This is a genomic window from Janthinobacterium sp. LPB2021202312-11-4 (assembly GCF_037049705.1).
In the GTDB taxonomy this organism is placed as follows: Bacteria; Pseudomonadota; Gammaproteobacteria; order Pseudomonadales; family Pseudomonadaceae; genus Aquipseudomonas.
Genome location: NZ_JBAGKV010000002.1, coordinates 1 through 26,301, shown reverse-complemented (window position 1 = coordinate 26,301; position 26,301 = coordinate 1). Strand labels below are relative to the sequence as shown.

General features: G+C 58.0%; 27 protein-coding genes and 1 pseudogene. 12 read left to right on the top strand and 16 right to left on the bottom strand.

Annotated features, from left to right (window positions below; all coding sequences use genetic code 11):
• Positions 1–72 precede the first annotated feature (72 nt).
• Complete coding sequence (locus V5E99_RS02235; protein ID WP_499800583.1) at positions 73–1,707, bottom strand: methyl-accepting chemotaxis protein; 1,635 nt, start codon at positions 1,705–1,707, stop codon at positions 73–75.
• 291 nt (positions 1,708–1,998) lie between these two features.
• Between V5E99_RS02235 and V5E99_RS02230 the strand changes: the two genes are divergently transcribed.
• Both V5E99_RS02230 and V5E99_RS02225 read left to right on the top strand, forming a co-directional pair.
• Positions 1,999–2,829 (top strand): undecaprenyl-diphosphate phosphatase, encoded by an 831-nt coding sequence (locus V5E99_RS02230; RefSeq protein WP_499800582.1) that lies wholly within the window; start codon positions 1,999–2,001, stop codon positions 2,827–2,829.
• Positions 2,826–3,254, top strand: a complete 429-nt coding sequence (locus V5E99_RS02225; RefSeq protein WP_499800581.1) for a DUF1294 domain-containing protein — start codon at positions 2,826–2,828, stop codon at positions 3,252–3,254. Before V5E99_RS02230 ends, V5E99_RS02225 begins: the two co-directional genes overlap by 4 nt.
• Here V5E99_RS02225 and V5E99_RS02220 read toward each other — a convergent pair.
• Positions 3,251–3,595, bottom strand: a complete 345-nt coding sequence (locus tag V5E99_RS02220; protein ID WP_499800580.1) for an MmcQ/YjbR family DNA-binding protein — start codon at positions 3,593–3,595, stop codon at positions 3,251–3,253. The two genes, V5E99_RS02225 and V5E99_RS02220, sit on opposite strands and share 4 nt — an antisense overlap.
• An 11-nt stretch (positions 3,596–3,606) precedes the next feature.
• A complete protein-coding gene (locus V5E99_RS02215; protein WP_499800579.1) occupies positions 3,607–4,515 on the bottom strand; it encodes a LysR substrate-binding domain-containing protein in 909 nt (302 codons plus the stop codon).
• 131 nt (positions 4,516–4,646) lie between these two features.
• On the opposite strand from V5E99_RS02215, the gene V5E99_RS02210 reads away from it, so the two are divergent.
• Together V5E99_RS02210 and V5E99_RS02205 are read left to right on the top strand one after the other, a co-directional pair.
• A complete protein-coding gene (locus V5E99_RS02210; protein WP_499800578.1) occupies positions 4,647–5,258 on the top strand; it encodes an FMN-dependent NADH-azoreductase in 612 nt (203 codons plus the stop codon).
• 264 nt (positions 5,259–5,522) lie between these two features.
• Positions 5,523–6,560: an alpha/beta hydrolase family protein gene (locus V5E99_RS02205; RefSeq protein ID WP_499800577.1), complete on the top strand. Its 1,038-nt coding sequence runs from the start codon at positions 5,523–5,525 to the stop codon at positions 6,558–6,560.
• Between the two features lie 106 nt (positions 6,561–6,666).
• Here V5E99_RS02205 and V5E99_RS02200 read toward each other — a convergent pair whose 3' ends face one another.
• A complete protein-coding gene (locus tag V5E99_RS02200) occupies positions 6,667–7,854 on the bottom strand; it encodes an MFS transporter (RefSeq protein ID WP_499800576.1) in 1,188 nt (395 codons plus the stop codon).
• Between the two features lie 217 nt (positions 7,855–8,071).
• On the bottom strand, positions 8,072–9,661 hold the full coding sequence (locus V5E99_RS02195; RefSeq protein WP_499800574.1) for an ABC-F family ATPase: 1,590 nt from the start codon (positions 9,659–9,661) through the stop codon (positions 8,072–8,074).
• 483 nt (positions 9,662–10,144) lie between these two features.
• On the opposite strand from V5E99_RS02195, the gene lpxO reads away from it, so the two are divergent.
• Complete coding sequence (lpxO, locus tag V5E99_RS02190) at positions 10,145–11,044, top strand: lipid A hydroxylase LpxO (RefSeq protein WP_499800572.1); 900 nt, start codon at positions 10,145–10,147, stop codon at positions 11,042–11,044.
• A 113-nt stretch (positions 11,045–11,157) separates the two neighbouring features.
• Here lpxO and ligD read toward each other — a convergent pair whose 3' ends face one another.
• On the bottom strand, positions 11,158–13,668 hold the full coding sequence (gene ligD, locus V5E99_RS02185) for a DNA ligase D (RefSeq protein ID WP_499800570.1): 2,511 nt from the start codon (positions 13,666–13,668) through the stop codon (positions 11,158–11,160).
• A 35-nt stretch (positions 13,669–13,703) separates the two neighbouring features.
• Positions 13,704–14,579, bottom strand: a pseudogene (gene ku / locus V5E99_RS02180) (non-homologous end joining protein Ku).
• Positions 14,580–14,781: 202 nt separating this feature from the next.
• Between ku and V5E99_RS02175 the strand changes: the two are divergent.
• The gene (locus V5E99_RS02175; protein ID WP_499800568.1) at positions 14,782–15,096 is read left to right on the top strand and encodes a hypothetical protein; all 315 of its coding nucleotides are present in this window, start codon (positions 14,782–14,784) and stop codon (positions 15,094–15,096) included.
• A gap of 51 nt (positions 15,097–15,147) precedes the next feature.
• Complete coding sequence (locus V5E99_RS02170) at positions 15,148–16,299, top strand: PQQ-dependent sugar dehydrogenase (protein ID WP_499800566.1); 1,152 nt, start codon at positions 15,148–15,150, stop codon at positions 16,297–16,299.
• Positions 16,300–16,402: 103 nt separating this feature from the next.
• Here the strand turns inward: V5E99_RS02170 and V5E99_RS02165 are convergent, their stop codons facing one another.
• Positions 16,403–17,500 carry a GNAT family N-acetyltransferase/peptidase C39 family protein gene (locus V5E99_RS02165; RefSeq protein WP_499800564.1) on the bottom strand — a complete coding sequence of 366 codons (1,098 nt, stop codon included), beginning with the start codon at positions 17,498–17,500 and terminating at the stop codon, positions 16,403–16,405.
• A gap of 185 nt (positions 17,501–17,685) precedes the next feature.
• Here V5E99_RS02165 and V5E99_RS02160 point away from each other — a divergent pair, with 185 nt between their 5' ends.
• Both V5E99_RS02160 and V5E99_RS02155 read left to right on the top strand, forming a co-directional pair.
• Positions 17,686–19,167 (top strand): RimK family ATP-grasp domain-containing protein, encoded by a 1,482-nt coding sequence (locus tag V5E99_RS02160; protein WP_499800562.1) that lies wholly within the window; start codon positions 17,686–17,688, stop codon positions 19,165–19,167.
• A gap of 7 nt (positions 19,168–19,174) precedes the next feature.
• Positions 19,175–20,098 (top strand): magnesium transporter CorA family protein, encoded by a 924-nt coding sequence (locus tag V5E99_RS02155; RefSeq protein WP_499800560.1) that lies wholly within the window; start codon positions 19,175–19,177, stop codon positions 20,096–20,098.
• A gap of 114 nt (positions 20,099–20,212) precedes the next feature.
• On the opposite strand, the gene V5E99_RS02150 is transcribed toward V5E99_RS02155, so the two are convergent.
• Positions 20,213–20,548 (bottom strand): DUF2834 domain-containing protein, encoded by a 336-nt coding sequence (locus V5E99_RS02150; RefSeq protein WP_499800558.1) that lies wholly within the window; start codon positions 20,546–20,548, stop codon positions 20,213–20,215.
• 345 nt (positions 20,549–20,893) lie between these two features.
• On the opposite strand from V5E99_RS02150, the gene ilvA reads away from it, so the two are divergent.
• Positions 20,894–21,907: a threonine ammonia-lyase, biosynthetic gene (ilvA, locus tag V5E99_RS02145; protein ID WP_499800557.1), complete on the top strand. Its 1,014-nt coding sequence runs from the start codon at positions 20,894–20,896 to the stop codon at positions 21,905–21,907.
• 7 nt (positions 21,908–21,914) lie between these two features.
• Here the strand turns inward: ilvA and V5E99_RS02140 are convergent, their stop codons facing one another.
• Positions 21,915–22,220, bottom strand: a complete 306-nt coding sequence (locus V5E99_RS02140; protein WP_499800555.1) for an NIPSNAP family protein — start codon at positions 22,218–22,220, stop codon at positions 21,915–21,917.
• Positions 22,221–22,392: 172 nt separating this feature from the next.
• Positions 22,393–22,875, bottom strand: a complete 483-nt coding sequence (gene eco / locus V5E99_RS02135) for a serine protease inhibitor ecotin (protein WP_499800554.1) — start codon at positions 22,873–22,875, stop codon at positions 22,393–22,395.
• A 292-nt stretch (positions 22,876–23,167) separates the two neighbouring features.
• Here eco and V5E99_RS02130 point away from each other — a divergent pair, with 292 nt between their 5' ends.
• Complete coding sequence (locus tag V5E99_RS02130) at positions 23,168–23,530, top strand: DUF1652 domain-containing protein (protein ID WP_499800552.1); 363 nt, start codon at positions 23,168–23,170, stop codon at positions 23,528–23,530.
• Here V5E99_RS02130 and V5E99_RS02125 read toward each other — a convergent pair.
• Both V5E99_RS02125 and V5E99_RS02120 read right to left on the bottom strand, forming a co-directional pair.
• Positions 23,527–23,922: a hypothetical protein gene (locus V5E99_RS02125; RefSeq protein ID WP_499800550.1), complete on the bottom strand. Its 396-nt coding sequence runs from the start codon at positions 23,920–23,922 to the stop codon at positions 23,527–23,529. The genes V5E99_RS02130 and V5E99_RS02125 overlap by 4 nt on opposite strands.
• A gap of 92 nt (positions 23,923–24,014) precedes the next feature.
• Entirely contained in the window at positions 24,015–24,284 is a 270-nt protein-coding gene (locus V5E99_RS02120) for a DUF2790 domain-containing protein (RefSeq protein WP_499800548.1), read from the bottom strand.
• A gap of 509 nt (positions 24,285–24,793) precedes the next feature.
• Here V5E99_RS02120 and V5E99_RS02115 point away from each other — a divergent pair.
• The gene (locus V5E99_RS02115) at positions 24,794–25,090 is read left to right on the top strand and encodes a hypothetical protein (protein ID WP_499800546.1); all 297 of its coding nucleotides are present in this window, start codon (positions 24,794–24,796) and stop codon (positions 25,088–25,090) included.
• A gap of 44 nt (positions 25,091–25,134) precedes the next feature.
• Here the strand turns inward: V5E99_RS02115 and V5E99_RS02110 are convergent, their stop codons facing one another.
• The 3 genes from V5E99_RS02110 to V5E99_RS02100 form a co-directional block, all read right to left on the bottom strand.
• Positions 25,135–25,584, bottom strand: a complete 450-nt coding sequence (locus V5E99_RS02110; RefSeq protein ID WP_499800544.1) for a PoNe immunity protein domain-containing protein — start codon at positions 25,582–25,584, stop codon at positions 25,135–25,137.
• A gap of 142 nt (positions 25,585–25,726) precedes the next feature.
• Positions 25,727–25,915, bottom strand: a complete 189-nt coding sequence (locus V5E99_RS02105; RefSeq protein WP_499800542.1) for a hypothetical protein — start codon at positions 25,913–25,915, stop codon at positions 25,727–25,729.
• Positions 25,916–26,111: 196 nt separating this feature from the next.
• A partial coding sequence (locus tag V5E99_RS02100; RefSeq protein WP_499800541.1) for a hypothetical protein occupies positions 26,112–26,301 on the bottom strand: 190 nt, incomplete at its 5' end.

Below are 26,301 nucleotides of genomic sequence, written 5' to 3'. Positions count from 1 at the left end.
GGGAAGATCTAAAGATCGCAGCCTCCGGCGCCGATCTCTGTAGGAGCTGCCGAAGGCTGCGATCTTTTAAGACTAAACGCGAAACTGCTTTAGAAGCCCATTCAACTGCTCACTCAATTCCCTCAGGTGAACACTGGCCAGGCTCGATTGCTCGGCCGCCAGCGCCGTGCTGTGGGACAAACCGGCCGCTTGCGTCACGTTCTGGTTGATGTCTTCCACCACATGGGCCTGTTGCAGCGTGGCACTGGCAATCGACGCATTCAGGCCGTTGAGGTTGCGCAGGGCCTGGCCGATAGCGCTCAGGCTCGCACCGGCCAGCCCGGCTTGTTCAATGGTCAGTTGCGAGGCGCGGCTGCTGTCGCTGATCACCTTGACCGCTGCTTCGGAGTGGGTTTGCAGGCGTTCGATCATCGACTGGATCTCTGCCGTGGACTTCTGGGTGCGCTGGGCCAGCAGGCGCACCTCATCGGCCACCACCGCAAACCCGCGACCTTGTTCGCCAGCCCGGGCCGCTTCAATGGCTGCGTTGAGGGCCAGCAGGTTGGTTTGCTCGGCAATCGAACGGATCACCTCCAGCACGCTGCCGATCTGGGTGCTTTCGGCGGCCAGGGTGCGAATCACTTCGACCGCTTGATCAATGGTGCTCGAGAGTTTATCGATTTGCTGCAAGCTGCCATCGATGTTGACCTGGCCCTGTTGCGCCTGGGATTCGGCGTCGCGCATTTCGCTGGCTGCGTGCTCGGCGTTCTTGGCCACATCTTGCACGCCGTAGGTCACTTCATTGATCGCGGTCGCCACCAGCTCCATTTGCTGGGACTGCTGTTGACTGCGTTGCTGGGCCTGCACCGCGTCGTTACCCAGATCGCTGGACGACTGGCCGAGCGCGCTGGCAGACACCTGCAACTGGCTGATTACCAGGCGCAGCTTGGCGGTAAAGGCATTGAAATGCCGCGCCAGTTGGGTGACTTCGTCCTGACCGTGGGTATCGAGGCTGCGGGTCAGGTCGCTTTCGCCGCTGGCGATGTTGGCCATGGCGTTCACGGTTTCCTGCAACGGGCGCACGATGCTGCGGGCAATCATGATCACCAGCAACGCCATGATCAGCGCAATGGCCACGCCGATAAACGACGCTTGCCAGACCTGGCCGTAGAACTCGGCCTGCATGTCATCGATGTACACGCCCGAACCGATCACCCAGCCCCAAGGCTCGAACAGTTTGACGTAGGAGGTTTTTTCCACCGGCGCACTGGCGCCCGGTTTCGGCCAGCGGTAATCGACCATGCCGGCGCCCTTGGACTTGGCGATGGCGACCATTTCATTGAACAGCGCAAAACCATCCGGGTCGCGGATCGCCGAGAGGTTCTGGCCTTCGAGTTTCGGGTTGGCCGGGTGCATGATCATCACCGGCGTCAGGTCGTTGATCCAGAAGTAATCGTTCTGGTCATAGCGCAGGCCTCGAACCACGGTCAGCGCTTGTTTCTGCGCGGCCTCGCGGGTGAGGGTGCCGGCGGTTTCCAGGTCGTGGTAGTAATTCAGGACGCCACTGGCGGTCTGCACCACATGCTGGGTTTTCTGCACCTTGGCGTGGTAGAGGTCGTCGTGAATCTGTTTGAGCATCAGCATGCCCAACGTCAATAACATCACGATGGCCACGATCAAGATGAGCCACAAGCGTCGGCTGATCGACACACTGCGCAAGCTGTTCATAACGCTGTTACTCCAGGTTCTTATTCTTGTCATAAACGACCGCCAGCATCCAACCACGCTTTTGCGGTCGGGACTATGCGACGCAAGTCCAATTACGCAGCGGCGTTAATCAGGCATCTCTGATAGGATTTCGGCCTCGCACGGAAAAACCTGAATCCAAGTTGATTTTTCACGGAATTTTTACGGTTTCGTAGAGATCCTGTGCGCCCGCAACTTCAGCTACGCTCAGCGCAGTGGACGTTTTAAAAAATATTACCGGGCATGCCTTTACGCATCGCCTTTGGGGGATTGATGGATCTTTGGACGGCCTTTCAGGCACTGATTCTTGGAGTTGTAGAAGGGCTGACGGAGTTTTTGCCCATTTCCAGTACCGGACACCAGATTATCGTCGCGGACTTGCTGAACTTCGATGGCGAGCGGGCCATCGCTTTCAACATCATTATTCAGTTGGGTGCGATTCTGGCGGTGGTCTGGGAGTTCCGTCGCAAAATCCTCGACGTCGTGACCGGCCTTAAAACCCAACCGAGTGCCCGTCGTTTCACCGCCAACCTGCTGATCGCGTTCATGCCGGCCGTGGTACTGGGGGTGATTTTCTCCGACCTGATTCACCACTACCTGTTCAACCCGATTACGGTTGCAACGGCGTTGGTCGTCGGCGGGATCATCATGTTGTGGGCCGAGAAGCGCCAGCATGCAGTGCATGCCGAAACTGTCGACGAAATTACTTGGCAGGATGCGCTGAAAGTCGGTTTCGCCCAGTGCCTGGCCATGATCCCGGGGACCTCGCGTTCCGGCTCGACCATCATTGGCGGCCTGCTGTTCGGGCTGTCGCGCAAGACCGCGACCGAGTTTTCGTTCTTCCTGGCGATGCCGACCATGGTCGCGGCGGCGGTGTATTCGGGCTTCAAGTACCGCCACCTGTTCGTGCCGGCCGACTTCCCGGTGTTCGCCGTCGGTTTCATCACCGCGTTTATCTTCGCGATGATCGCGGTCAAGGCATTGCTCAAGTTCATTGCCAGCCACAGCTATGCCGCGTTCGCCTGGTATCGCATAGCGTTCGGTTTGCTGATTCTGGCGACCTGGCAGTTCGGTTGGGTTGATTGGGCTGCCGCCAAGCCATGAGTGATTCCAGCGCACGGAACAACCCCGGACGCCGTTCCGGGGGCGAGGTCCAGCATCCACGCTTGAAATTGCTGGTGTTCGCCGTGCTGTGCGCGTTGCCGCTGTATGGTTCGCTGTCATTGTGGCTGCGGGCGGTGTCAGTCATTCCCTTGGCGGCCTATGGCGTGGTCAGCGTGTTGGCGTTCTTCCTTTATTGGGGCGACAAGCGTAAGGCCCGCGCCGACACTTGGCGCACCCCGGAAAACGTCCTGCACGCCGTGGAACTTGCCGGTGGCTGGCCGGGCGCCTTGTTGGCTCAACAGGTGTTCCGGCACAAGACCCGCAAAGTCTCGTTTCAACTGGTGTTCTGGTTGATTGTGCTGCTGCATCAGGTGTTCTGGATCGACCAGTTGTTCCTCGGCGCGCACTTGCTCGCTTTTTTCTAAAGCAACAGCCCGACCTGAGTGCGCTTGGGCAACTTGCTCACCACCAGTTGGTGGGAGCGTTGCAGCAAGCCTTGCAGTTCTTCGGCGCCCAGCGGGTAGGGCGTCGCCATGATGATCCATTGCGCTCGCGCCAGGTACGGCGCCGGGTGAATGCCCGGGCGGTCGCAATGACCGAGAAACAGATCCTTGTCGACCTTGAACGCCAGGGACTCGCCCCGCAGGTTCTGCAACGCGAACATCTTGTTGCCGGCAATCGAAAACACCCGCACGCCGCCCCATTTGTAGTCCTCTCGCGCACCGGGCAGTGCCAGGCAAAATTGTGCGACATCCTCTTCGCTCATACGTCCAGCCTTCATATCAAACGGTCCCCACAGGCATTGAATGATTCGATCAAATGGTCGAGCCAGGCACGCACGGCCGGCATCACCCCGCGTCGATGAGGGTAGACCGCTTGCAGCCAGCCGCCAGGCAGGGACCAGTCGGGCAGCAACTGGATCAGCGAGCCGTCGGCCAACTCCGGTTCGCAGTACATCATCGGCAGAATGGTGAAGCCCTGGCCGGCAAGGGCACAGGCCCGGCGCACGATAAAGTCGTCGATGCCCAGCCGCGCCTCCAGCGCCAGGTCGCAGCTTTTGCCTTGCTGATCGAGCATGCGGATATGCACCATGCGATCGGCTTCCAGCGCGCCGAGTACCGGCAGGCCCTTGAGGTCTTCCGGGTGTTTGATCTCCCGCCCATGCAAGAACGCCGGGCTGGCGACCATGAGTGTTTGCGCCTGACGTAACCGGCGCGTCACCAGCAACGGATCTTCATCCCCCAATTCGCGAACGCGCAAGGCCACATCAACGCCTTCGGTGACCAGGTCCACCCGGCGATTGACCAGCATGACTTCCAGTTGAACCTGCGGGTATTTCTCCAGAAACGTGCTGATGACCCCTGCGAGGATTTCATGGGCCAGCCCCACCGGGCAGGACACTCGCAGCCGTCCCCGGGGTTCGCTGGACATGCTGGCCACCGCCTCGTCGGCCATCTCCGCTTCCAGCAGCATGGCCTGGCAATGGCGCAAGTAGCGCTCGCCCACGGCGGTCAACTTGAGTTGGCGGGTGGTGCGCTGCAACAGACGCGCACCCAGGCGTTCCTTCAGCTCGGCGATGCGCCGTGACAGGCGCGACTTGGGAATCCCGAGCAAACGCCCGGCCGCCGCGAAGCCACCGGCTTCGACCACTTTGGCGAAATAGTAGAGGTCATTAAGGTCTTGCATGGGTTTGAGGCTCGACTGTTCTATCAGTGGGACGAACTATCGCATTGTTGCGGGCTAATCAGCTATTAGATTCATCTGTAGGATCACCTCCATCAGATCGCCCGGTGGCGATCCTCACCTGGAGATCACTTATGAAACTGTTGCATATCGATTCGAGCATTTTGGGTGACAACTCGGCTTCCCGTCTGTTGAGCGGCGAAGTGGTCAAAGCCTGGCAAGCCGCCGACGCTTCGGCTGTCGTGACTTACCGTGACCTGGCCGCCGACGCCATCAGCCATTTCTCTTCCACGACCCTGGTCGCTGCCGGCACCACCGCTGAACTGCGCAACGCCGCGCAACAGCACGAAGCCGAACTGAGCGCTTCGACCCTGGCCGAATTCCTCGCCGCTGACGCCGTCGTCATCGCCGCGCCGATGTACAACTTCACCATCCCGACCCAACTCAAGGCCTGGATCGACCGCATCGCCGTTGCCGGTCAGACCTTTCGTTACACCGAAGCCGGCCCTGAAGGCCTGTGCGGTGGCAAGAAAGTGGTGATCGTTTCGACATCAGGCGGTTTGCATGTGGGTCAGGCGACTGGCGTTGCGCATGAAGACTACTTGAAAGTGCTGTTTGGTTTCCTGGGCATTACTGATATTGAGTTCGTTCGCGCCCATGGCCTGGCCTACGGTGACGAAGTGCCCACCAAAGCCATGAGCGATGCGCACACGCAAATCAGCGAACAATTGTTCGCTGCGGCATAAGCCGATCGTAAGGCTTGCGTAAAGTATTCTAAACAGCTCAGGCAATACCCGAAAAACTCTGTATTCTGATCAGGTAATGGTCAGTTACAGAGTTTTTTTGTTTTTGACGATTTTTTATGTTGTGGCCCAGGTTATGCAGTCGAGGGTTTAACGTCCCCGTTCTGCAACGACCTTGGTGGCCGCTAACACTGGCACAAGGCCGCGCTCTCCGCTAAAACGGAGTGCTACGGGCTTTTCAGTCTAGTAACAAAGGTGGGGCATCCCATGGTCCGTCTCTGTGCAACGTTAATGATTTGCGTGCTCAGCAGCCTGAATACGGTGCAAGCCAGGCCTGCGCCGAATCTCTATTCGAGCGTTGGCTATCACGAGATGACGTTCCTCGATCCTCTGGATCTGCAGCCGATGCGCGCCATCGCTTTTTACCCGTCCAGCGACCAGGAGCACACCAGCAAACTCGAGGGTTACACCGTCGAGGCCGGTGAAGACACTAAAGTCGCGATCGGGCGCTTCCCGATGTTGATGTTGTCCCATGGCAACGTCGGCACTCCGCTGGCGTTGCACGACCTCGCCACGTCCCTGGCCCGTAAAGGCTTTGTGGTGGTCGCAGTGATCCACCCCGGTGACAACTCCAAGGATCACAGCCGTCTCGGTACATTGAGTAACCTGTACGGGCGGCCGTTGCAAATCTCCGAGGCGATTACTGCCACACTGGGCGACTCGATGCTGGCGCCTTTTGTCGATGCCGACCAGGTGGGTGTGATTGGCTATTCGGCCGGTGGCGAAACTGCGTTGATCCTGTCCGGCGCCACGCCAGACCTGGATCGTCTGCGGCGCTATTGCCAGGAACGCCCGGATGACCGCGATGCCTGTAACACCAAGGGCGAGTTGATTGTTGACCGTGAGGATTTGGTGCCGGTGGCCGATCCGCGCGTGCATGCCTTGTTGCTGATGGCGCCGCTGAGCCTGAAGTTTGGCCGCCATACCCTGGCGGACGTGCATGTGCCGGTGCTGCTCTACAGCGGCGACGGCGACAAACTGGTGGCTTTCGACAAAAACGCCGCTGCGCTGGCGCGCAAACTGCCGATCGCCCCGGATTTCAAATTATTGGCCGGGGCAGGGCACTTCGTGTTCATGGCGCCGTGCAATGACGAGCAGATCATCGCCATGCCGGCGCTGTGCACCGATGCCGACGGCGTTGATCGCGAAGACATTCACCGCAACCTGATCTCCGAGGCCGGGCGTTTCTTCTCCCACGCCCTGAGCAAACCGAGTCGGGCCGGGATGCAAACCGCAGATCAATAAAAACGATGGCCCCCCCTGTAGGAGCTGCCGAAGGCTGCGATCTTTTGACTTTATCTTTCAAGATCAACAGATCGCAGCCTTCGGCAGCTCCTACGGGGTCATTGCATCACGCCAAGGCGCGGCGTTTCAGTAACAGGGTCAACCCCAGCCCGGTCACCGACAACAACGCCGCGCTAAAGAAAATCCACGAATACCCCAGGTTCAACGCCACCGCGCCCATCAGCGGCCCGGCAATCGCCAGCGCCAAGTCAAAAAACACGGCATAAGCACTCAACCCCGCGCCTCGACTGGAGTTGGGCACTTGCTTGATCGCTTCAACCCCCAGCGCCGGATACACCAGCGACAAGCCGAACCCGGTCAGCCCGGCGCCAATCAACGCGTAACCGGTGGACGGCGCCAGCCACAGCAACACCAGCCCAACCGTCTCGATGGTCATGCAGGCAATCGCCGAAGTGAACCCGCCGAAACGGCTGATGGCGGAGATAAACAGCAGCCGCGACAGAATGAAACACACCCCGAACACCGTCAGGCAATACGCCGCGCCGGTCCAGCCGCGATTGAGGTAATACAGGGTAATAAACGTGGTCAGGGTGCCGTAGCCGATGGACGCCAGGCTCAGGCTCGCGCCGAACGGAGCAATGCGCCCGAACACGGCCCAGAACGGCAGTCGTTCACCGCGAATCACCGGCACCGACGGCTTATTACGGATCAGCAACAGCGCCCCCAAGGCCAGCACCGACAGGACAATCCCGAGGCTTTCAAACCCGTACTCGGCGACCATCACCACCCCCAGTGGCGCACCGATAGCGATGGCGCCGTAGGAGGCAATACCGTTCCAGGAAATCGAACGCGCCGTGTGCTCGGCGCCGACCTGGCCCATGCACCAGCTAATGGTGCCGACGCCGATCAAGCCTTGGGCGATACCCAGCAGCAGCCGGCCGGCGATCAGGATCAACAGGCTCAGCAACGGAAAACCTTGCAGCAGCGTTGAAATCAAGGTCAGCACGCCACTCAACACAATCCCCGACAAGCCATACACAATCGCCCGTTTAGTGCCGATGGTGTCTGACATGCGCCCGGCCATGGGGCGGCTGAGCAGGGTGGCCAGGTATTGGCAGCCGATGGTCAGCCCCGCGATGATCGCGCTGAACCCCAATTGCTCGTGGACATAACCCGGCAACACCGCAATCGGCAAGCCGATGCAGAGGAAGGCAACAAAGGTATAGAAAACGATGGAGACGATCTGCAGGGTGATCGCTATGGAGCTTTGCGGGGGCAGTTGCGGCGCAGACATGAAGGGCTCGTTCGCGGGCGGCGGTTGGAGAGCTGCATCATGGCGTGGGCGGGAAATAAAAGGAAGCAGGCTAACTAAAATCAAAAGATCGCAGCCTTCGGCAGCTCCTACAGGGTACGGATTTCATCGTAGGAGCTGCCGAAGGCTGCGATCTTTTGATCTTCAAACAACAAAAAGCCCCGTCACATGGACAGGGCTTTCCAGTTGCCGCCGCTATTTAGAAAACAACGCCTTGGCTACGCAGGTAATCATCGTAGGTGCCGCTGAAGTCGATCACGCCGCTAGGGCTCAGTTCGATAATGCGGGTGGCCAGGGACGATACGAACTCACGGTCGTGGCTGACGAAGATCAGCGTGCCCGGGTAGTTCTCCAGCGCCAGGTTCAGCGCTTCGATGGATTCCATGTCCAAGTGGTTGGTCGGTTCGTCCATGATCAGCACGTTCGGCTTTTGCAGGATCAGCTTGCCGAACAGCATGCGACCTTGCTCACCACCGGAGATGACCTTGACCGACTTCAGAATCTCGTCGTTGGAGAACAGCATCCGGCCGAGGGTGCCACGAACGATTTGCTCGCCGCCCTGGGTCCATTGGCCCATCCAGTCGAACAGGTTGCAGTCGTCTTCGAAGTCGTGGGCGTGGTCCTGGGCGTAGTAGCCCAGTTCGGCGGCGTCGGTCCACTTCACGGTGCCGGCATCCGGGGTCAGTTCGTTGACCAGGGTGCGCAGCAGGGTGGTTTTGCCGATACCGTTCGGGCCGATGATCGCCACACGTTCGCCAGCTTCAACCTGGAAGCTGAAGTCTTTGAACAGTGTCTTGCCGTCGAAGCCTTTGGCCATGCGCTCGACGATGACCGCCTGGCGGTGCAGCTTCTTGTTCTGTTCGAAACGAATGAACGGGCTCACACGGCTCGAAGGCTTGACCTCGGCCAGTTGGATCTTGTCGATCGCCTTGGCACGGGAGGTGGCCTGCTTGGCTTTCGAGGCGTTGGCCGAGAAGCGGCTGACGAACGATTGCAGCTCGGAAATCTGCGCTTTCTTCTTGGCGTTGTCCGACAGCAGTTGCTCGCGGGACTGGGTCGCCACGGTCATGTACTCGTCGTAGTTGCCCGGGAACAGACGCAGTTCGCCGTAATCCAGGTCAGCCATGTGGGTGCACACGCTGTTCAGGAAGTGACGGTCGTGAGAGATGATGATCATCAGGCTGGAGCGCTGGGTCAGAATGTTTTCCAGCCAGCGGATGGTGTTGATGTCCAAGTGGTTGGTCGGTTCGTCGAGCAACAGCACTTCAGGATCGGAGAACAGCGCCTGAGCCAGCAATACGCGCAGTTTCCAGCCAGGGGACACTTCGCTCATCGGGCCGAAGTGCTGCTCGATGCCGATACCCAGGCCCAGCAACAGTTCGCCAGCGCGGGATTCGGCGGTGTAGCCGTCCATTTCGGCGAACTCGGTTTCCAGCTCGGCTACAGCCATGCCGTCTTCTTCAGTCATTTCCGGCAGCGAGTAGATGCGATCGCGCTCGGCCTTGACCTTCCACAGCTCTTCGTGACCCATGATCACAGTGTCGATCACGGTGAATTCTTCGTAGGCGAACTGGTCCTGGCGCAACTTACCCAGACGCACGTTCGGCTCGAGCATGACCTGGCCGCCGGACGGCTCAAGGTCATTACCGAGGATTTTCATGAAAGTCGACTTGCCGCAACCGTTGGCGCCGATCAGGCCGTAGCGGTTGCCCGCGGCGAATTTGACCGAAACGTTTTCGAATAGCGGCTTGGCGCCGAACTGCATCGTGATGTTAGCTGTAGAGATCAAAGGTTTTTCCTGCGAAGCATTCAGAGTAGCTAGGGGTGCGGCGGTACCGATTCAGTACCCGGTTCCGGTATTCAGACCACGGGAAATGCATCCCCGGCAGAAGCGGAAGGTCCATCTGGCAATAAGTGGACAGCAGCAATGGAGCGCTTGGCCCGAGTGAAAGTGCGCTGAGGCGGGGTTCATTCCCGTCATCAACCAAGGGGGGCGCGTAATGTTTGGCGGCGATTGTACTGGTCTGGCTCTTTAAACGATAGGGCGTTGAGACCGCGCGGGCACTTTGGCGGTATCAGCGGACAGATTTTCACATCTGGATGCTAACTATTTGTTACAAACCGTGGCTAAAATGCCATCTATCAACCCCGTGCCAGTGACGTCCAGGGCTCAAGGACGTGCCACCGGGGCCGCTGTTTCGTATTCAGACACTGCGCCAGACCGCTTGGCCGGCGAGCGCAGTTTGTTCACTTCTGACGTGTGACGATTGCCGTGAAACTCATCATTGCCGCTATTTATGTTGTCTCCATCGCGTATGTCCATTTACGCGGTCGCGTGCGTCACAAACTGGGCCGCCAACTGAGCGACCACTCGACGTTTCTGGCGCCGGTCAATTGCTTCCTTTATATGTTCTCCAAAATCCCCGGCAAACCCTACCTGAACCCGGCCGACTTCCCGGACCTGAGCCCGTTGCAGGCCCACTGGGAAGACATCCGCGCCGAAGGCCAGAACCTGCTGCGGGCCGGGGAGATCAAGCGCTCGAACCAATACGATGACGTCGGTTTCAACTCGTTCTTCAAGAGCGGCTGGAAGCGCTTCTACCTGAAGTGGTACGGCGACAGCCACCCGTCAGCCGAAAAACTCTGCCCGCGCACCACCGAACTGGTGAAAAGCATCGGCTCGATCAAGGCTGCGATGTTTGCCGAGTTGCCGCCGGGCTCCAAACTGGTGCGCCACCGCGACCCGTACGCCGGTTCCTACCGCTATCACCTGGGGCTGGAAACGCCGAACGATGCCGGCTGCTACATCAACGTCGATGGTGAGAACTACCATTGGCGCGACGGCGAAGCGGTGATTTTCGACGAGACTTACATTCACTACGCCGAAAACACCACGGACCAGAACCGCATCATCCTGTTCTGCGATGTCGAGCGGCCGATGAAGTACCGCTGGGCGGCGGCGTTCAATCGCTGGTTCAGCCGTAACGTGATGTCGGCGGCGGGCGCGCCGAACGATGCGGGCGACAGGACCGGCGCGATCAACCGCTTGTTCACCAAAATCTACAAGGTTCGGTTGCGCGGCAAAGAGCTTAAAAAGCGCAACCGCACCCGGTACTACCTGGAGAAATGGGCGATTTTTGGTGGGTTGTTGGCCGTGTTCGTTTTGATCTGATTTTTGCGTTGAAGCGGCTGGCGTCTTCGCGGGCAAGCCTTGCTCCTACAGGTTACGCAAACCCGTAGGAGCAAGGCTTGCCCGCGAAGAGGCCGGTAAATCCAGCACATCACCTACGGTTTCTGACTGCCCAACTGCTTCCACATCTTCGCCGTAATCCGCTGCCGATTGGCATATCCCGCCCACGGATCACCCTTCAACCCCTCCAAGCGCTCCAGCACATTGGCCACGGTCCACTCCTGCGAACCGTGAATCTGCGTCAATTCATCCCGTGCAATCGGCACCGACACCGGCAAACCGGGCCGTGCCCGAACCGAATACGCCGCCACCGTACTGGCCCCTCGCGTATTGCGCAGGTAATCGACGAAGATCCTGCCGACCCGGTTTTTCGGGCCCATGGTCGCGGTAATCCGCTCCGGCAACTGCTGCGCCATAAACTGCGCGATGGCTTTGGCGAATGCCTTGACCGTGTCCCAGCCCTCCTTGCGCGCCAGGGGCACGATGATGTGCATGCCTTTGCCGCCGCTGGTTTTCAGAAACGCCTCCAGGCCGATTTCGTCCAGCACCGAAAGGGTCAGTTGCGTGGCTTCGACCATGCTTTTCCAGGGCAGCGCCGGATCGGGGTCTAGGTCGAGGACAAACAGGTCCGGGGTTTCGATCCGGTCAGTGGTGGCGCCCCAGGTGTGCAATTCGATCGTGCCCATTTGCGCGGCGCCGATCAGCGCCTCAGGGGTGTCGATTTCCATGAGCCGCGCGTGGCCGACGTCCAGTTTCGGGTCCAGATGCTTGATGTGGGGGATCGCCAAGCGCTCCGCGTGTTTCTGAAAAAACTGTTCTCCCTCGACACCTTCCGGCGCCCGCAACAGCGACACCGGCCGGTTGCGCAGAAACGGCAGAATCCACTCGCTGATACGTTCGTAGAACTGCACCAGTTCAAGCTTCTGTGTGCCGCTGTCCTTGTCGATCACCCGGTCCGGGTGCGTGACTTTGACCCCGGCGACGGTGCTGTCAGTGCTGCGGGTTTTCTTTTCGCTCACGGGTTTGCTCGCCTTGGGGGATTGCGGCTGCTCACGAACAATCTCCGTCGCCGGTTTGTCGGAGCGCATGGCGATGAAAGCAGCCTGCCGGACTACACCTTCGCGGGTCCACTCGGCAAATTCCACCTCGCACACCAATGTCGGCTCCACCCAATGCACGCCCCGGGCCTGAGGGGCTGTCAATGGCTTGGCCAGCGGCGAGGTTTTGCGTTCGATCTTCTGCAATTGCCCATGAAACAGCTTCAGATTGGCCTGATTGAACCCGGTGCCAACCCGTCCTGCGTACACCAGGTCGTCCCCGGCATACACACCCAGTAACAGGGCGCCGAAACCACTGCGCGAACCTTGCGGCTGGGTGTAACCGATGATCGCGAACTCCTGGCGCAAGCGACATTTAAGTTTGATCCAGTCGGGGCTACGCCTTGAGACATAAGGGCTGCCGGCGCGCTTGCCGATCACACCTTCCAGGGACAACGCACACGCGCTCTCGACGATGTCTTGATGATTGGCCGTAAAGGCTTCGGAGAAGCGCAGGACCTGCCGGGATTTGCGCCCCAGGGCTTTTTTCAACGCGGCGCGGCGCTCCTCCACCGGCAGTTCGCGCTGATCGACGCCGTGCAGGAATGGCGCGTCGAACACAAAGTAGATGATGTCCACGGAGCGACCAATCTCAAAGGCGTTTTGCAGCCCTTGGAAATCCGGGAAACCCTTGTCGTTCAGCACCACAACTTCGCCATCGAGCCAACTGCCGTCGAGTTTCATCTCGGCCAGGGCTTTGGCTTGCAATGGCAACTTGGCAGTCCAGTCATGGCCGTTGCGGGTCAGTAGTCGTACCTCGCCGTTGTCGATGCGAGCGAGGATTCGATAGCCATCGAACTTGATTTCATAGCGCCAGTCACCGGCCGGGGCTTTGTCCACCAATGTGGCCAGTTGCGGGCTGAACTGTTCAGGCAGGCGGGTTGGTTTGGGTTTGACTGCTTTGGGCTTTTTCGCGGCTTTCCTTTCTGTCTTGTCGCCCACGGTGGCATCGCTCAACACGCTTTTTGGCAGCTCGGCGACCACATCAAACTCACTGGCGGGACGTGCCTGTTGATCCTTTTCCTTGATCAGCAGCCACTGTTCCTTGTCGCCGCTGCCGCGCAGGTGCGTGCGCACCAACGCCCAGTCACCGGACAGTTTTTCGCCGATTAAGGTGAATTTAAGTTTGCCAGCCTTATAGGTGGCTTGCGGGTCGCCAATCGGTTGCCAGACGCCATGGTCCCAGACAATCACATCCCCGGCGCCGTACTGGCCCTCGGGAATGCTGCCCTCGAAGGTGCCGTAACTGATCGGGTGATCCTCAACATGCACCGCCAGGCGTTTTTGCGTCGGGTCCAGGCTCGGGCCCTTGGGCACCGCCCAGCTTTTCAGGGTGCCGTCGAGTTCCAGGCGAAAGTCGTAATGCAGGTTGCGCGCATCGTGTTTCTGAATCACGAAACGTAGGGCCGAAGGCGCTTTCTTGGCGCGTTTGGCCGGCGCCGATTCGGGCGGCTCCGAGGTGATCTCGAAGTTGCGTTTGCGCGTGTATTCACTCACCGGTTTAGCCATGGCGGACGACCTTGTACTGCGAGTGTCGCGGGCACTCAGCCGCGAGAACTCTTCGTGGCTTTTTTCGCCGGGGCCGGTTTGGCGGCGGCTTTGCGCGGTTTAGCGGCCGGCTTGCTGGCGCCCTTGCCGCCGAGGCTGCGTTTGAGCAATTCGGTCAGGTCAATCACATCAGCGGTTTTACGCGCCTCTTCGCCGCCGCTGCTTTCGACGTCCTCGATCTTGCCTTCGTGGGCCTTTTTCTCCACCAAGGCCATGATCTTGTCTTCGAAACTGTCGCGGTAATCCTCGGGTTTCCAGTCGGCGCTCATGTCTTCGACCAGACGCCTGGCCATGTCCAGTTCACCCTTGGCCAACTCGGGTTTGGTTACCTCGCTGCCCAGTTCCAGCTCATCGAGGCTGCGCACCTCGGCGGGCCAGCGCAGCATCACCAGGACCATGGCCGATTCCAGCGGCATCAACGCCGCCAGATGCTGGCGGGTGTGCAGCACGACATGGGCGAGGGCGGCCTTGTTGGTTTTGCTCAGGGTTTCACGCAGCAGCGCGTAGACCTTGCCGCCGCGTTTGTCCGGCGCCAGGTAATCCGGTGTGTCGATGTTTTGCAGGGGGATTTGTTCGCTGTCGACGAAGGCAAAGATGTCGATGGTCTGGGTCGAGAGCGGGTGCGCCGAGCGGATTTCTTCTTCGCTGAGCACCACGTAGCGGCCCTTTTCTTAGGCCACGCCTTTGACGATGTGCTCCTTGGTGACTTCCTTACCGGTGACCTTGTTGACGCGTTTGTAACCCACCGGGTCCATGCTGCGGCTGTCGAGCCAGTCGAAATCTACTCCTTGGGATGAAGTGGCCGAGACCAGTGCCACAGGGATGTGCACCAAGCCAAAACTGATTGCGCCTTTCCAGATTGCCCGGGCCATCGTCGTCTACTCGCAAGTGATGATCAGGTGACCTGCGGCCCGGCGCAAAAGTTTCAGCGGCTTGCGCCCAGGCCTGGCGGGAGGATCAGCGGTGCGGCAAACGGGTGTTACATCTGTGAAGGAGGTTTCAGTTAACAAATCCGAACCTCGGGCGTAGCGTGGCATCCAAGACTCTATTCCCGCACCCGCAATGAGGCTCCCCATGAACAGATTAGCGCTCGGCTGCACCGCCCTGGCCTTGAGCGGTTTGCTCGGCCAAGTGGCCCAGGCCCAGAGTCCGACGGGCAGCAGCAATAACAACCCCTACAACAGCCCGATTCACCGGGCCAATCCCAACAGCATGCAAGGCACGCAACCGGCCACCCGGCAACCGACCTTCGCCCCCGTGCCACGTCCGCCGACCGTGGAAAACGGCGGTGTTGGCAACCGCTATCCCCAAGACAAGTCAGCCCCGACGGCGCCCCCCAAATTCATTCCCAACCCACCGCCTCGGGACTCGGACAGCAGCAACCGTTGAACGGCAGGACTGAGGTTCTGTCAGCCATTCGAACGACAAAAGGAAGCGTGCATGTTGCGTAAAACCCTTCTGGCCACCGTCTGCGCCAGCGCATTGATCGTCGCCGCAACACCTGTTTTTGCGGCGTCCCCCCAGGAGCTGAAAAGCGAACAAGGCACCCTTGAAGTTACGCCGATCACCCAAGGCCTGGAACACCCGTGGGCTCTGGCGTTTCTCCCTGATCGCCAAGGCATGCTGGTGACCGAACGTCCTGGCAACCTGCGGGTGGTTAGCATGGATGGGAAACGCTCGGCGCCGATCAGCGGCGTGCCCAAAGTCTGGACCAAGGGGCAGGGCGGTTTGCTCGATGTGGTGCTGTCACCGGACTTCAAGCAGGACCGCAGGGTGTATCTGTCCTACGCCGAGGGCGGTGGTGAGGGTGACAAGGCCGGAACGGCGGTGGGGCGCGGGCGCCTGTCCGAGGACCTGACCACGTTGAAGGATTTCAAGGTGATCTTCCGCCAGGAGCCGAAGCTCTCGGTCGGTAATCATTTTGGCTCGCGGCTGGTGTTCGACCGCGACGGCTATCTGTTCATCTCCCTGGGCGAAAACAACGACCGCATGACCGCCCAGGACCTCGACAAGCTGCAAGGCAAAGTCGTGCGGATCTACCCCGACGGCCGAGTGCCGGACGATAACCCCTTTGTCGGTCAGGCCGGTGTCCGCCCGGAGATCTGGTCCTACGGCCATCGCAACCCGCAAGGTCTGGCGCTTAATCCATGGAGCGGCACGATTTGGGAGAACGAGCACGGTCCCAAGGGTGGCGACGAGATCAACGTGATCGAGCGCGGCAAAAATTATGGCTGGCCGCTGGCAACCAACGGCATCAACTATTCCGGCCAGCCCATCCCGGAAGCCAAGGGCAAGACCGCCGAAGGCACCGTACCGCCGCATCATGTCTGGGAAGTCTCGCCGGCCATCAGCGGCATGGCGTTTTACGACGCCGATCGTTTCAAGCCTTGGCAGCACAATGTGTTTATTGGGGCACTGGCCAGTCAGGAACTGATTCGCCTGCAGTTTGACGGCGACAAGGTGGTGCATGAAGAACGCTTGCTGGGTGAACTCAAGGCGCGGATTCGCGACGTGCGGCAAGGGCCGGACGGGTATTTGTATGTGTTGACGGATGAGGAGGATGGGGCGCTGTATAAGGTCGGCTTGAAATAGGCAAAGAGCAAAGATCGCAGCCTTCGGCAGCTCCTACAGAAGCACGCTGATCATGTAGGAGCTGCCGAAGGCTGCGATCTGTTGATCTTGCTCTTAACATGTCCTATCTCCGGGCATACAAAACCACCGCCGCCCGCAATTTCCCCCGCCCAAAACAGCACATCTTCTCAAACTCCCCATGGCTCACCGGCAAATGCTGGCAATCCATCGGTTGGCGATGCTGGCTGTGATCCACATCCGGGTCGTGCAGGTAAACGAATTCATCGTCGCAATCGGTGACGATCACCCAATGTGGCGCTTTCGAGCGGGTCAGCCGATAGCTGCTGATCAACACCAGCGGCTGACCGCCAGCGTCCAGCAACCGTGGCAAGTCCAGCGGCACACCGATCACCCGCTCCACATCGGTGTCCTGTAACTGCGCGGTGAATTCTTCGTGAACCAAACGCATTACGTCCTTTTTATGCTCATCGCGCACGCCATCGAGAAATAGCGGCCCAGCCATACTCAGCTCCAACCGCACCCGAAAACCCCGCCGCCACGCCGCCAACGCCAACCCTTGCGGGCTGCAACCGCCGTGACCGGAGGTCATGAATACCGTCGTCGCCTCGCGCCATATTTGCAGTTCCTCCCGCCGCTCCAGCAATCGTCCCTGTTGCAATGCGCCCATGGCCATCAGCAAACAGGCCGGGCCGCAGGTGAAGTCGGTGGTCTGACGATACCAAGGCACCTGAATATTGCGCGAGTCGCGGTGCTGGAGAATGCGTTTCTCCAGTCGCAGCGCGTCGGCGTGGTCCTGGTAATAATCGTGAATCAACGCGAAACGCCGGTAGCCGTTGCGTTCATACAAGGCAATTGCCGCCGGATTGTCGGTACGCACCTCGAGCCGCAGGTAAGCGCAGTCGTGTTCAACGGCACAGGCTTCGACGCGCTCCAGCAACTGTTTACCCAAACCGTTGCCCCGGGCACTGAACGCAATGGCAATCGAATACAGTCGCGCCAGCGACGTGCCGCGATGGAACAACACCACCGCATAACCCAGCAGCACACCCTCGTGCTCAGCCACCAGCAATTGCCCGTGGGCCTTGGTGATCATCCACTGAAAACTGCGACTGGTGAGTCGGTCCGTGGTAAAGCACTGCTCTTCAAGTTTAAGCAGCGCCGGTAAGTCTTCAACTACCGCCAAGCGAAAGACAGGATTCATATGACCGCCGTAAAAGTTGCGTAACGAAACGGGACTTTCGAAAAGGTTCGTGCTTAATAGGAAAGGTCTTGTTCTCCAACGGATCAATCACTATGTCAGCGGTGCAAGGTCATTGGCGCGAAGTATCCGAGCAAAGTTTGCCGGCGGCAACTTATTTAAATGACGCAGTCAGAACTTCAAGTCAGTTGATTATCATCGTCGAACGCAAGGAAGACTGGGCGTCCTACTTTCCCAGCGAAGACATCGTCACGGCCCAGGAATATCTGGAACAAACCCGTGATAACGAGCAGGGCAAACGGGTTCAGGTGATCAACCTGTGCCGCAGCTACAAGTACCTGGGGCACGGTTACTACTGCTCGTTGCTCGCCGAAGCCCGGGGGCACAAGGTGATTCCGTCGGTGCGGACCATCAGCGAGTTGACGCGTAAATCGTTGTACGGCCTGGCACTGGACGACTTGGATAAACCTTTGGAAAAAGCCCTCAGCAATCATCTTTACAGCGATACCGAAGGCTTTACGTTAACCCTGTATTTTGGCAAGACTAATATCGAGCCCTTGCAGGATTTGGCGCGACAGTTATTTGAAGTATTCCCATGCCCGATATTGCTAGTTGAGTTCAGAAGAACTAACGGCTGGCACATCGAAGGTATAAAGTCCGGTGCCCTTCATAAGTTGCGCGAAGATCAGGAAGATCAGTTTGCCAACTCCCTGGACAGTTTCAGTCGCAAGATCTGGCGTGTGCCGCGTTCCCGGCGATTGGCCCGTTATGACCTTGCAATTCTGCATGACCCGCAAGAAGCGTTGCCACCCTCCAACGCCAAGGCCCTTGATAACTTCGTGCGGGTCGGCAAAACCCTGGGCATCGACGTCGAGCTGATCGAGCGCAAGGACTACGCCCGCATCGCCGAGTACGACGGGCTGCTGATCCGCGAGACTACGAGCGTCGACAACCATACCTACCGCTTCGCCAAGAAAGCCGAGAGCGAAGGGCTGGTGGTCATGGACGACCCGGCGTCGATCCTGCGTTGCACCAACAAGGTCTACCTGACTGACCTGCTGAAAAGCCATCAACTGGGCATGCCCGCCACCGAAATTCTCTACAAGGAACGACCGGAGGACTTCGAGCGGGTCGGCGAGCGTCTGGGCTTTCCGCTGGTGTTGAAAATCCCCGACGGCTGTTTCTCCCGAGGCGTGATCAAGGTCGAAAGCCAGCAAGCCTTGCTGGAGGCCACCGCCGAATTGTTCGAGCACTCGGTGCTGTTGCTGGCCCAGGAATTTTTCTACACCGAGTACGATTGGCGCATCGGCGTGCTCAACCGCAAACCGATTTTTGCCTGTCAGTACTTCATGTCCAAGGGCCATTGGCAGATCTACAACCACAAGGCCAAGGGCCAGGACATCAACGGCGAATGCCGGACCCTGGCGGTCCACGAAGCGCCGCGCGCGGTGGTGGAGTTGGCGGTGAAAACCGCGAACCTGATTGGCGACGGTCTCTACGGCGTCGACCTCAAGCAGTCCGGCGACAAAGTGGTGGTGATCGAGGTCAACGACAACCCGAACATGGACGCCGGCATCGAAGACGCCTATTTGCAGGACGATTTGTACTCGCTGGTGCTGGAAGAGTTCGTCCGTCGCCTGGAGCTCAAACGTCGCGGCCAGGCCTGGTGACTGGCCGATGATCAAGAGCTTTCAACTGACCCACGGCGTCCTGCACGCAGTTGAACGACTGGACGCCGACGTGATGTTGTTCAGCAACCCCGATGCCGCCGAGCGGGACTTACTGCACAGTCATTTCAAGCTCGATGAACACGCACTGGCTTCGGCCCTGGACCCTGACGAGGTGTCGCGCATTGAGTTTCACCCCGACAACCTGTTCCTGATCTGGAAACGCCCGGAAAACTATTCCGGCGCCGGTAGCCTGGCCTTCGAGGTCTCGTCCTGCGGCTTGCTGTTTTCGCCTGGCCGCTTGCTGGTGATCGCCACCGACGATTCGCCGCTGCACGGGCTCGGCACCCGCCAGCGGCTCAACACTCCGCTGGATGTGTTGCTGGATTTACTGTTCAACAACATCCATCACTACCTGGGCCACCTGAAGGTGATCAAACTGGTTGCCCGGGAGTTGCAGCAGAAATTCAACGCCTCGATGGAAAACCAGCACCTGATCCAAATGTTCAACCTCAGCGAAAGCCTGATCTATTACATCAACGCCATCCACAGCAACGGCGCGGTACTGACCCGGTTGCGCAACCACGCGGAAAAGGAACACTTCAGCGCCGAGTCCATCAGCCTGATCGATGACCTGATCATTGAAAACAACCAGTGCTACAAACAGGCGGAAATCTATTCCACGGTGTTCTCCGGGCTGATCGACGCCCGGGGCAACCTGATGAACAACAGCATGAACAACTTGCTGCGCAAACTGACGCTGATCAACGTGGTGTTTTTGCCGTTGAATTTGATTGCGAGCATTGGCGGCATGTCCGAGTTCAGCATGATGACGGCCGGGACGCCGTGGTGGGTTTCGTATCCGTTGTTCCTGACCGCGATGATGCTGGGCGCCGGGGTCATGGTGTTGGGGCTCAGGCGATTGGCGAAGTGACGGTGGTGACTGTTGGATAGCCTTCGCGAGCAAGCCCCACATTGAAATGCATTCCAACAATGTGGAAGCGGGCTTGCTCGCGAAAACGATCTCACCATCACAACAAATCCCAGATCAGACCTCTTGAGCGGATCTGACCGAGCCCTTGCGATCCCGCAACCCCCGAACCACCAAATACAACAACGGCCCGATGGAAACGAAAATGGCGGTGAGCAATAAATAAGGAATGACCGACCATGCGGACTGGCCACGTTGACGGGCGTCGCGGAACATCCAGATGCCCGCGAGGGTGGCCAGCAGATAAAGATCAATCACCACCTGCGCCGTATCCGGTCGCGACATCAGGCTGATCCCAAACTCAATCAACGACTGTTCAGCCGCCAGCATTACCGAGACGGTGTAGCTGGCAAACGCGATCAAGGCAATCAGGGGTAGGGCGACAGACTTCATGGTTTTTCCTTCCTTGGAACAATGAGCGGAATTGCCAGCCTACAGAGACCCTGCGAAATTGACCATTGACTTGCCCCCGGCGCCCGGCTAATTTCCAGTCATGACTTCCACCGTATTGCGCTGCCAGCCAAGCATTATTACCGCCATTCCTTATTTGGCGGGCTAGCTCACGACTGCAGCACCCAACCCGCCCTAGAGGCGGGTTTTTACTTTCTGTCTCCTGGGTTACGAACCAAACACCACCCGGCGTAGGAGCTGCCGAAGGCTGCGATCTTTGCTTTTTAAGATCAAAAGATCGCAGCCTTCGGCAGCTCCTACGCCGGGTGGGTATGACAGGAGATGGATATGAACAGCACCACCGCCCAGCAAACCTTGCTTGAGCACTACGTGAAAAAAATCCTCGCCGCGCCGGTGTACGAGCTGGCAGTGCGCACGCCGTTGCAACCGGCGCCGGCGTTGTCCGAGGCGTTGGGCAATCAGATCCTGCTCAAACGCGAGGACCTGCAACCGACTTTCTCCTTCAAGATCCGTGGCGCCTACAACAAATTAGTGCAGCTCAGCGCTGAGCAAAAGGCGCGCGGGGTGATCACCGCTTCCGCTGGCAATCATGCCCAGGGCGTGGCTCATGCGGCCCGTCAGTTGGGGATTGCCGCGACCATCGTCATGCCGAGCACAACGCCGGAACTGAAAGTACTCGGTGTACGCAGTCGCGGCGCGGAAGCGGTACTACATGGCGAGAGTTTTCCGTTTGCGCTGGAATACGCCTTGAGCCTGGCCAAGCAAACCGGCCGCACCTTTGTCTCGCCCTTCGACGACCCGGATGTGATTGCCGGGCAGGGCACCGTCGCCATGGAAATCCTCCGCCAACACCAAGGACCTCTGGATGCGATTTTCGTCCCGGTGGGCGGCGGTGGCTTGATCGCCGGCATCGCGGCGTACGTTAAATACCTGCGGCCAGAGGTGCGCATCATCGGTGTCGAGTCGGAGCATTCCGCGTGTCTGGCGGCAGCGTTGCAGGCTGGTGAGCGGGTGGTTTTGCCCAATGTAGGCACTTTCGCCGATGGCGTGGCAGTGGCGCAGATCGGAGCTTACGGTTTCGAGGTCTGCCGGTTTTGTGTCGACGAGGTGCTCACGGTCAGCAATGACGAACTCTGCGCCGCGATCAAGAACATCTACGACGACACCCGCTCGATCACGGAACCGTCCGGCGCCTTGGCTGTGGCCGGGATCAAGAAGTATGTGGTGCAAACTGGCGCCCTAGGTCAGACCTATGTGGCCATCGACTCGGGCGCCAACATCAATTTCGACAGTTTGCGGCATGTTGCCGAGCGCGCCGCAGCCTGCGGCGCCCCGGCATGAGGGGGTGTCAGGGCAACATCGGGCGCAGGAACGTGCGCTCGTAGCTGACGATAAACTTTTTCTCGACCAGCGAGGTCACCAGTGCGGTACTTTCCGGGTCGGTCATCGCGATGTGGCGGTAGCTTTCGTAGTCCGCTAGTGAAGGAAAACTGAACAGGCAGTAAGCGATATTGCTTGCGCCCTCGGACGGCAGGAAATACCCGTGGTGGGTTCCACCCAAGCGTTCGACGATCCCGAGCCAAGCCTGGGCGTAGGCTTCGAACTCGCTGAGTTGGTAGGGATCGATGACATATTTGACGTGGCAGGTAATCAAAAGGCAGCTCCTGTGGTTAATGCCGAACATTGAGGGGTGGAGCACCGAGATCCCCTTGTGGGAGCTTGCTCGCGATAGCGATCTGTCAGCCAACATCAAAGTTGAATGTCAGTCCGTCATCGCGAGCAAGCTCACTCCCACAAGGTTTTGTGTCGGAACTGGCGGCATTGGATTATTCCTGGGCTGCTTTTTCAATCGTGCTCGACGCTGACCAGATCCGATAACGAACCTCAACGTCCTTCGGCACATACAACACGATTGGCAGCTTACTGTTGTAACGCAACATAAACCCGTCACCGACCACCGGGACGAAGTCCTTTTTAGTCTTGCCATCAGGGCACGCCATCATCGTGCTCATCGGGCCAATCACTTTTTCCAGCCGATAAAACGGATAACCCCAGCCCTCCAGATTCTTCTCTTCAAGAATCCCGCCCAGGCGCTGACGGTTGCAGTCCACATTCAGAGTCTTGCCGGCCAGAATCTCGACCTGATAACTGTCTTCCCCGGTTTGTGGTGCGAGATGAATGACTTGGCGGGTAAAGCCGCTGTCGGCCTTGGGGAACGGCGCAATCTCTTCGAGTTTCGCTGCGTGTGCAGTGCACGACAGCCCGGCAACTATTAGCCCGACGGTAGTGATTGAGGTCAAAGAACCCATGATGCCTCCTTGCGTGTCGTTAGGGTCAGCGGATACTGAATTGGTTGGAACGCATTTTTACTGGCATGCGTGGCTTATGCAAACCCGTCGCCCGCTGTCTGCAAATTGCAGTGCTTCAAACAAGCTTTCTTGCATCTTGCATGAGGCACTTTACTGGCACCGTTGCTAAACCTTTGATTTGCCGACGAGGTGCCGAGCGAAATCTTGGGCATGTTTTATGCTGTAGCTGTCTTTAAGTTGACCAACGAACTTATGAGTCAGCGTTGCTACGAGAGAACGGTCAGTTAATGAAATGTTGCAGGCCCGCACGGAAGACCAACGGGTGATTTCAGCACTGATCGATGATTATTTTGATTGGCAGTCTCACATTAAGGAGAGGGTCGCCATGTTTCTTTCTGCCCTGGAACTACGCAACATCATTGAAAGCAGTTTTCTACCGAAACGCTGTCAATGCACGCTGTCGCCCGACCTGTCGATGACGGTGAAGGTCTATGCCGACACCCATACCGATCAGCTCGATCTATTGGTGACGGGTATAAATGCCAAACAATTGAATGGCTGTCGGGAAATCAATGACCTGATTGCCGAGCTTCGTTCAGACATGCAGCACCGGGCGGCCGTCGAGCCCTTGCATCTGGATCGAAAAGCGCTTTAACCCGCCGTTTCGAACGCTTCCGACGCGCGCCGGGTCTGGAAAAATCCCAGGCCCAGCGCCAGTTCCACGCCCACCGCCAGCAAAATACCTGGCCCGGCATGGCCATTGAGCCATTCGCCGAAGCCCAGTGCCGCGAGCCCCCAACAGCCGACAATAAAACCGTTGCTTAGCGCACTGCGAGTAGCGGACGGCGCCTCGTTGCGAACCAGATAAAACATCACCCCCAACGCCGCAAACAAGACTGCGCTACGCCGCGCGACAAATCCGGCCACCGACGAATATTCAATACTCCAGATCGCCAACAAGCGGTCCGGCATCAAACCCCATATGAGCGCCAGCACAAAGCACAGCGCGGCGGTGAACGTCGACAACGCACGAAACGATAACTGCATGGCGAATCCTTGCGGCAGTGAGGGAGGCGCCCCAGAGCATAGCGCCAGAACCCTCACACGCCTACCGCAAAGTGCCGAATCAGAGCCTTCTGTCAGTTCTGATAACTGCACGCGTCAGACAATTTCCGATAGGTGATTTCTGAAGGTTTGCCCGTGGCGCTATCGACGTACTTCATGTCGGCCTTCACGACTTTGCAGTCCATGGTCGAAGGTTCGGTCAACGCAATGACTTTGCCCACGTGCAGCGGCATGCCGTATTCGTACGGCACAGCCTGGGAGGTTGAAGTATCGGCGGCCTGGGCCAGACCGGCGAATGCGGTGCAGGCGAGGGCGGTGGTGAGCAACAGGGTGCGCATGTTCATGGATGTTCTCCGGTGCAGGCTTGAAGTCAGCTCGACGCGATGAGGTCGAACCTGCCGCACTGGGCGTCAGAAAAGTCTGAGGGCGTGCGGTCGAGTACAGCGTTGGACCGCGGGGTTAAGCGATGGTTAACGCGACTGAATGCCGTCTGTCTTAGAGCGGTTTCTGACAGAGGTTTCATGTGGGAAAAAAAAGCTGCAGGAGGTTAGGCGTGTTCCTACAGAGTCAGACGCCTTGTCTTATTTCGGTAGGTGGGGGTTAGCGATTATTGTTTTGGCTTCGCTGCAAAATCAGCGAGCAGGTTTGGTCACCTGATTAACACTGCACATATATGTGCCATCATTCGCGCTGCGGACTTCTACGTCTTGTAGTGCGTTGTAATGGTGGCTGTGTGCAGGACGCTTTCGGGCGAGCCGTTTTGAGTGTTAGCGGTTGACCAAGCCTGTACACAGCCGCCTCCATCGTTTGGTCACGGTGCTGGCGATTACTAATTAATGCTCGAGTAATTACTATGCCAACGATAAATCCCTTTCCCGATCGCTATCGCTCAATCAAAAGCAGCGTTACCGATTCAAACCCTCTGGTCATCGACACCCAGGCCAATCCCCAAGACATTCTCGAAGCGGCTATACAGCGCATCCGCGCCTCCAGCAACTTGCTGGAAACGCTGCATTGCCAGTGTTTCAAGAACGGTGATGTCCAGGACATTCCACACATTACCCATGCGCTGTATCTGCTGACGCAGGATGGGTTTGACCTGTTGCAGGTGGCGCAGCAGCAGATGTTGGGCTGGAAGGCGCCAGTCTGATACCTGTTGGAATACGCCTGCCTCCTATGAGGCAGGTTTTAAAGCTAAATCCCCGAGCGCAATACATTCAAGGCTTTCTGGCTTCGGGCGTATTCAACTAGATCTTTGGGATAAACCCGGTGATCGATGTCGATGTCGTACAAAAAGGCGATAGCTCCCGCTTCTACCGCCCAGTAACCGGCGTAATTCCCATCCTTGCCTTGTAAATGACTGTCATACCAAGGCGCTTGCTTGAAAGCGGGATACCATTGTTTGCAGTACTTTTTAAGAAAATTGGTAGCGTCCTCTTTGCTCACTGCGTAAATGGCCCGAATCAAATGTGAATAGACGTCATGAAACCATTGGTCCACATCGTGTCTGTTTGGCAACACCTTTATCAGCAGATCTTCATAGAGCGTATCGTCGCCGGCATAACCTGCACGGTCTATCAGCAGGACAAAACGCTGAAGTAAATCAATGCGATGTAGCAGAACGCAGAAGCCGATAACGTGCACGCATTCTTCAAATTCGTCGGGCTAATCGTCTATCGCGAGCGGCGATATGTCGGGATTTTTCTGGTGCTCCGCTAGTCTGGCTTGCCTGGCTTCGTATTTTTCTATGAGAACTTCAAGCATCGGTATTAGAGAGGCGATTTCCTCACCTGCCGTGTAAGCGGCTAAAAGCATTGTCCAATGCCAACTGTTTGAAATGCGCTGAACGAATTGTCGCCTCTTCTTCGGGTGAGTCAGACTGAAAGGTATTGGTCTGAAAAAAAATCACCTCGTCATGTTCTTTCAGAAACTTGTTGTACTGATATTCACTGAAGTTTTTTTTTCGTTTGTTCATGGCTGCGGCTTCTGAAGAGCAGAAATTTATTGATTCGATGAGCGTTGTAAGATCTGCCAACCGTCAAATGACCGAGGCGGGTACCCGGCTTAAAAACAACGCCAAGCCTTGCTGGTACTTTTTTGATGCGAGAGCTTCTACACATCCCATCATTCCAAGAGGGTAGCCACCTTCAGCTGATGCTTTCATCAGCTGCTCAATAACTTCCGCTCTGTTTGATGGAAAAAAATCCTTTACCACCACGGTAACCATTTGCCAGGTAGTACTGCGCAAAGGAATATCCTTTCTCCGCGGATTGCTCAAACCATTTTTCCTCTCCGGTTAGCCGGAACATTAAATACATCGCTTCGGCATTTCCATTGTTCGTTTCTTTCTCGCCGGTAGCT

Bases quoted from the DNA above. Each gene is read 5' to 3' on its own strand.
- eco (WP_499800554.1), bottom strand. From the start codon at position 22,875: ATGGGTTCTTTGACCTCAATCACTACCGTCGGGCTAATAGTTGCCGGG.
- ligD (WP_499800570.1), bottom strand. From the start codon at position 13,668: ATGGCTAAACCGGTGAGTGAATACACGCGCAAACGCAACTTCGAGATC.
- V5E99_RS02115 (WP_499800546.1), top strand. From the start codon at position 24,794: ATGCCAACGATAAATCCCTTTCCCGATCGCTATCGCTCAATCAAAAGC.
- V5E99_RS02235 (WP_499800583.1), bottom strand. From the start codon at position 1,707: ATGAACAGCTTGCGCAGTGTGTCGATCAGCCGACGCTTGTGGCTCATC.
- V5E99_RS02120 (WP_499800548.1), bottom strand. From the start codon at position 24,284: ATGAACATGCGCACCCTGTTGCTCACCACCGCCCTCGCCTGCACCGCA.
- V5E99_RS02155 (WP_499800560.1), top strand. From the start codon at position 19,175: ATGATCAAGAGCTTTCAACTGACCCACGGCGTCCTGCACGCAGTTGAA.
- V5E99_RS02150 (WP_499800558.1), bottom strand. From the start codon at position 20,548: ATGAAGTCTGTCGCCCTACCCCTGATTGCCTTGATCGCGTTTGCCAGC.
- V5E99_RS02225 (WP_499800581.1), top strand. From the start codon at position 2,826: ATGAGTGATTCCAGCGCACGGAACAACCCCGGACGCCGTTCCGGGGGC.
- V5E99_RS02210 (WP_499800578.1), top strand. From the start codon at position 4,647: ATGAAACTGTTGCATATCGATTCGAGCATTTTGGGTGACAACTCGGCT.
- V5E99_RS02205 (WP_499800577.1), top strand. From the start codon at position 5,523: ATGGTCCGTCTCTGTGCAACGTTAATGATTTGCGTGCTCAGCAGCCTG.
- V5E99_RS02125 (WP_499800550.1), bottom strand. From the start codon at position 23,922: ATGCAGTTATCGTTTCGTGCGTTGTCGACGTTCACCGCCGCGCTGTGC.
- V5E99_RS02105 (WP_499800542.1), bottom strand. From the start codon at position 25,915: ATGAACAAACGAAAAAAAAACTTCAGTGAATATCAGTACAACAAGTTT.
- V5E99_RS02175 (WP_499800568.1), top strand. From the start codon at position 14,782: ATGAACAGATTAGCGCTCGGCTGCACCGCCCTGGCCTTGAGCGGTTTG.
- V5E99_RS02170 (WP_499800566.1), top strand. From the start codon at position 15,148: ATGTTGCGTAAAACCCTTCTGGCCACCGTCTGCGCCAGCGCATTGATC.
- V5E99_RS02220 (WP_499800580.1), bottom strand. From the start codon at position 3,595: ATGAGCGAAGAGGATGTCGCACAATTTTGCCTGGCACTGCCCGGTGCG.
- V5E99_RS02230 (WP_499800582.1), top strand. From the start codon at position 1,999: ATGGATCTTTGGACGGCCTTTCAGGCACTGATTCTTGGAGTTGTAGAA.
- V5E99_RS02215 (WP_499800579.1), bottom strand. From the start codon at position 4,515: ATGCAAGACCTTAATGACCTCTACTATTTCGCCAAAGTGGTCGAAGCC.
- ilvA (WP_499800557.1), top strand. From the start codon at position 20,894: ATGAACAGCACCACCGCCCAGCAAACCTTGCTTGAGCACTACGTGAAA.
- V5E99_RS02130 (WP_499800552.1), top strand. From the start codon at position 23,168: ATGTTGCAGGCCCGCACGGAAGACCAACGGGTGATTTCAGCACTGATC.
- V5E99_RS02165 (WP_499800564.1), bottom strand. From the start codon at position 17,500: ATGAATCCTGTCTTTCGCTTGGCGGTAGTTGAAGACTTACCGGCGCTG.
- V5E99_RS02200 (WP_499800576.1), bottom strand. From the start codon at position 7,854: ATGTCTGCGCCGCAACTGCCCCCGCAAAGCTCCATAGCGATCACCCTG.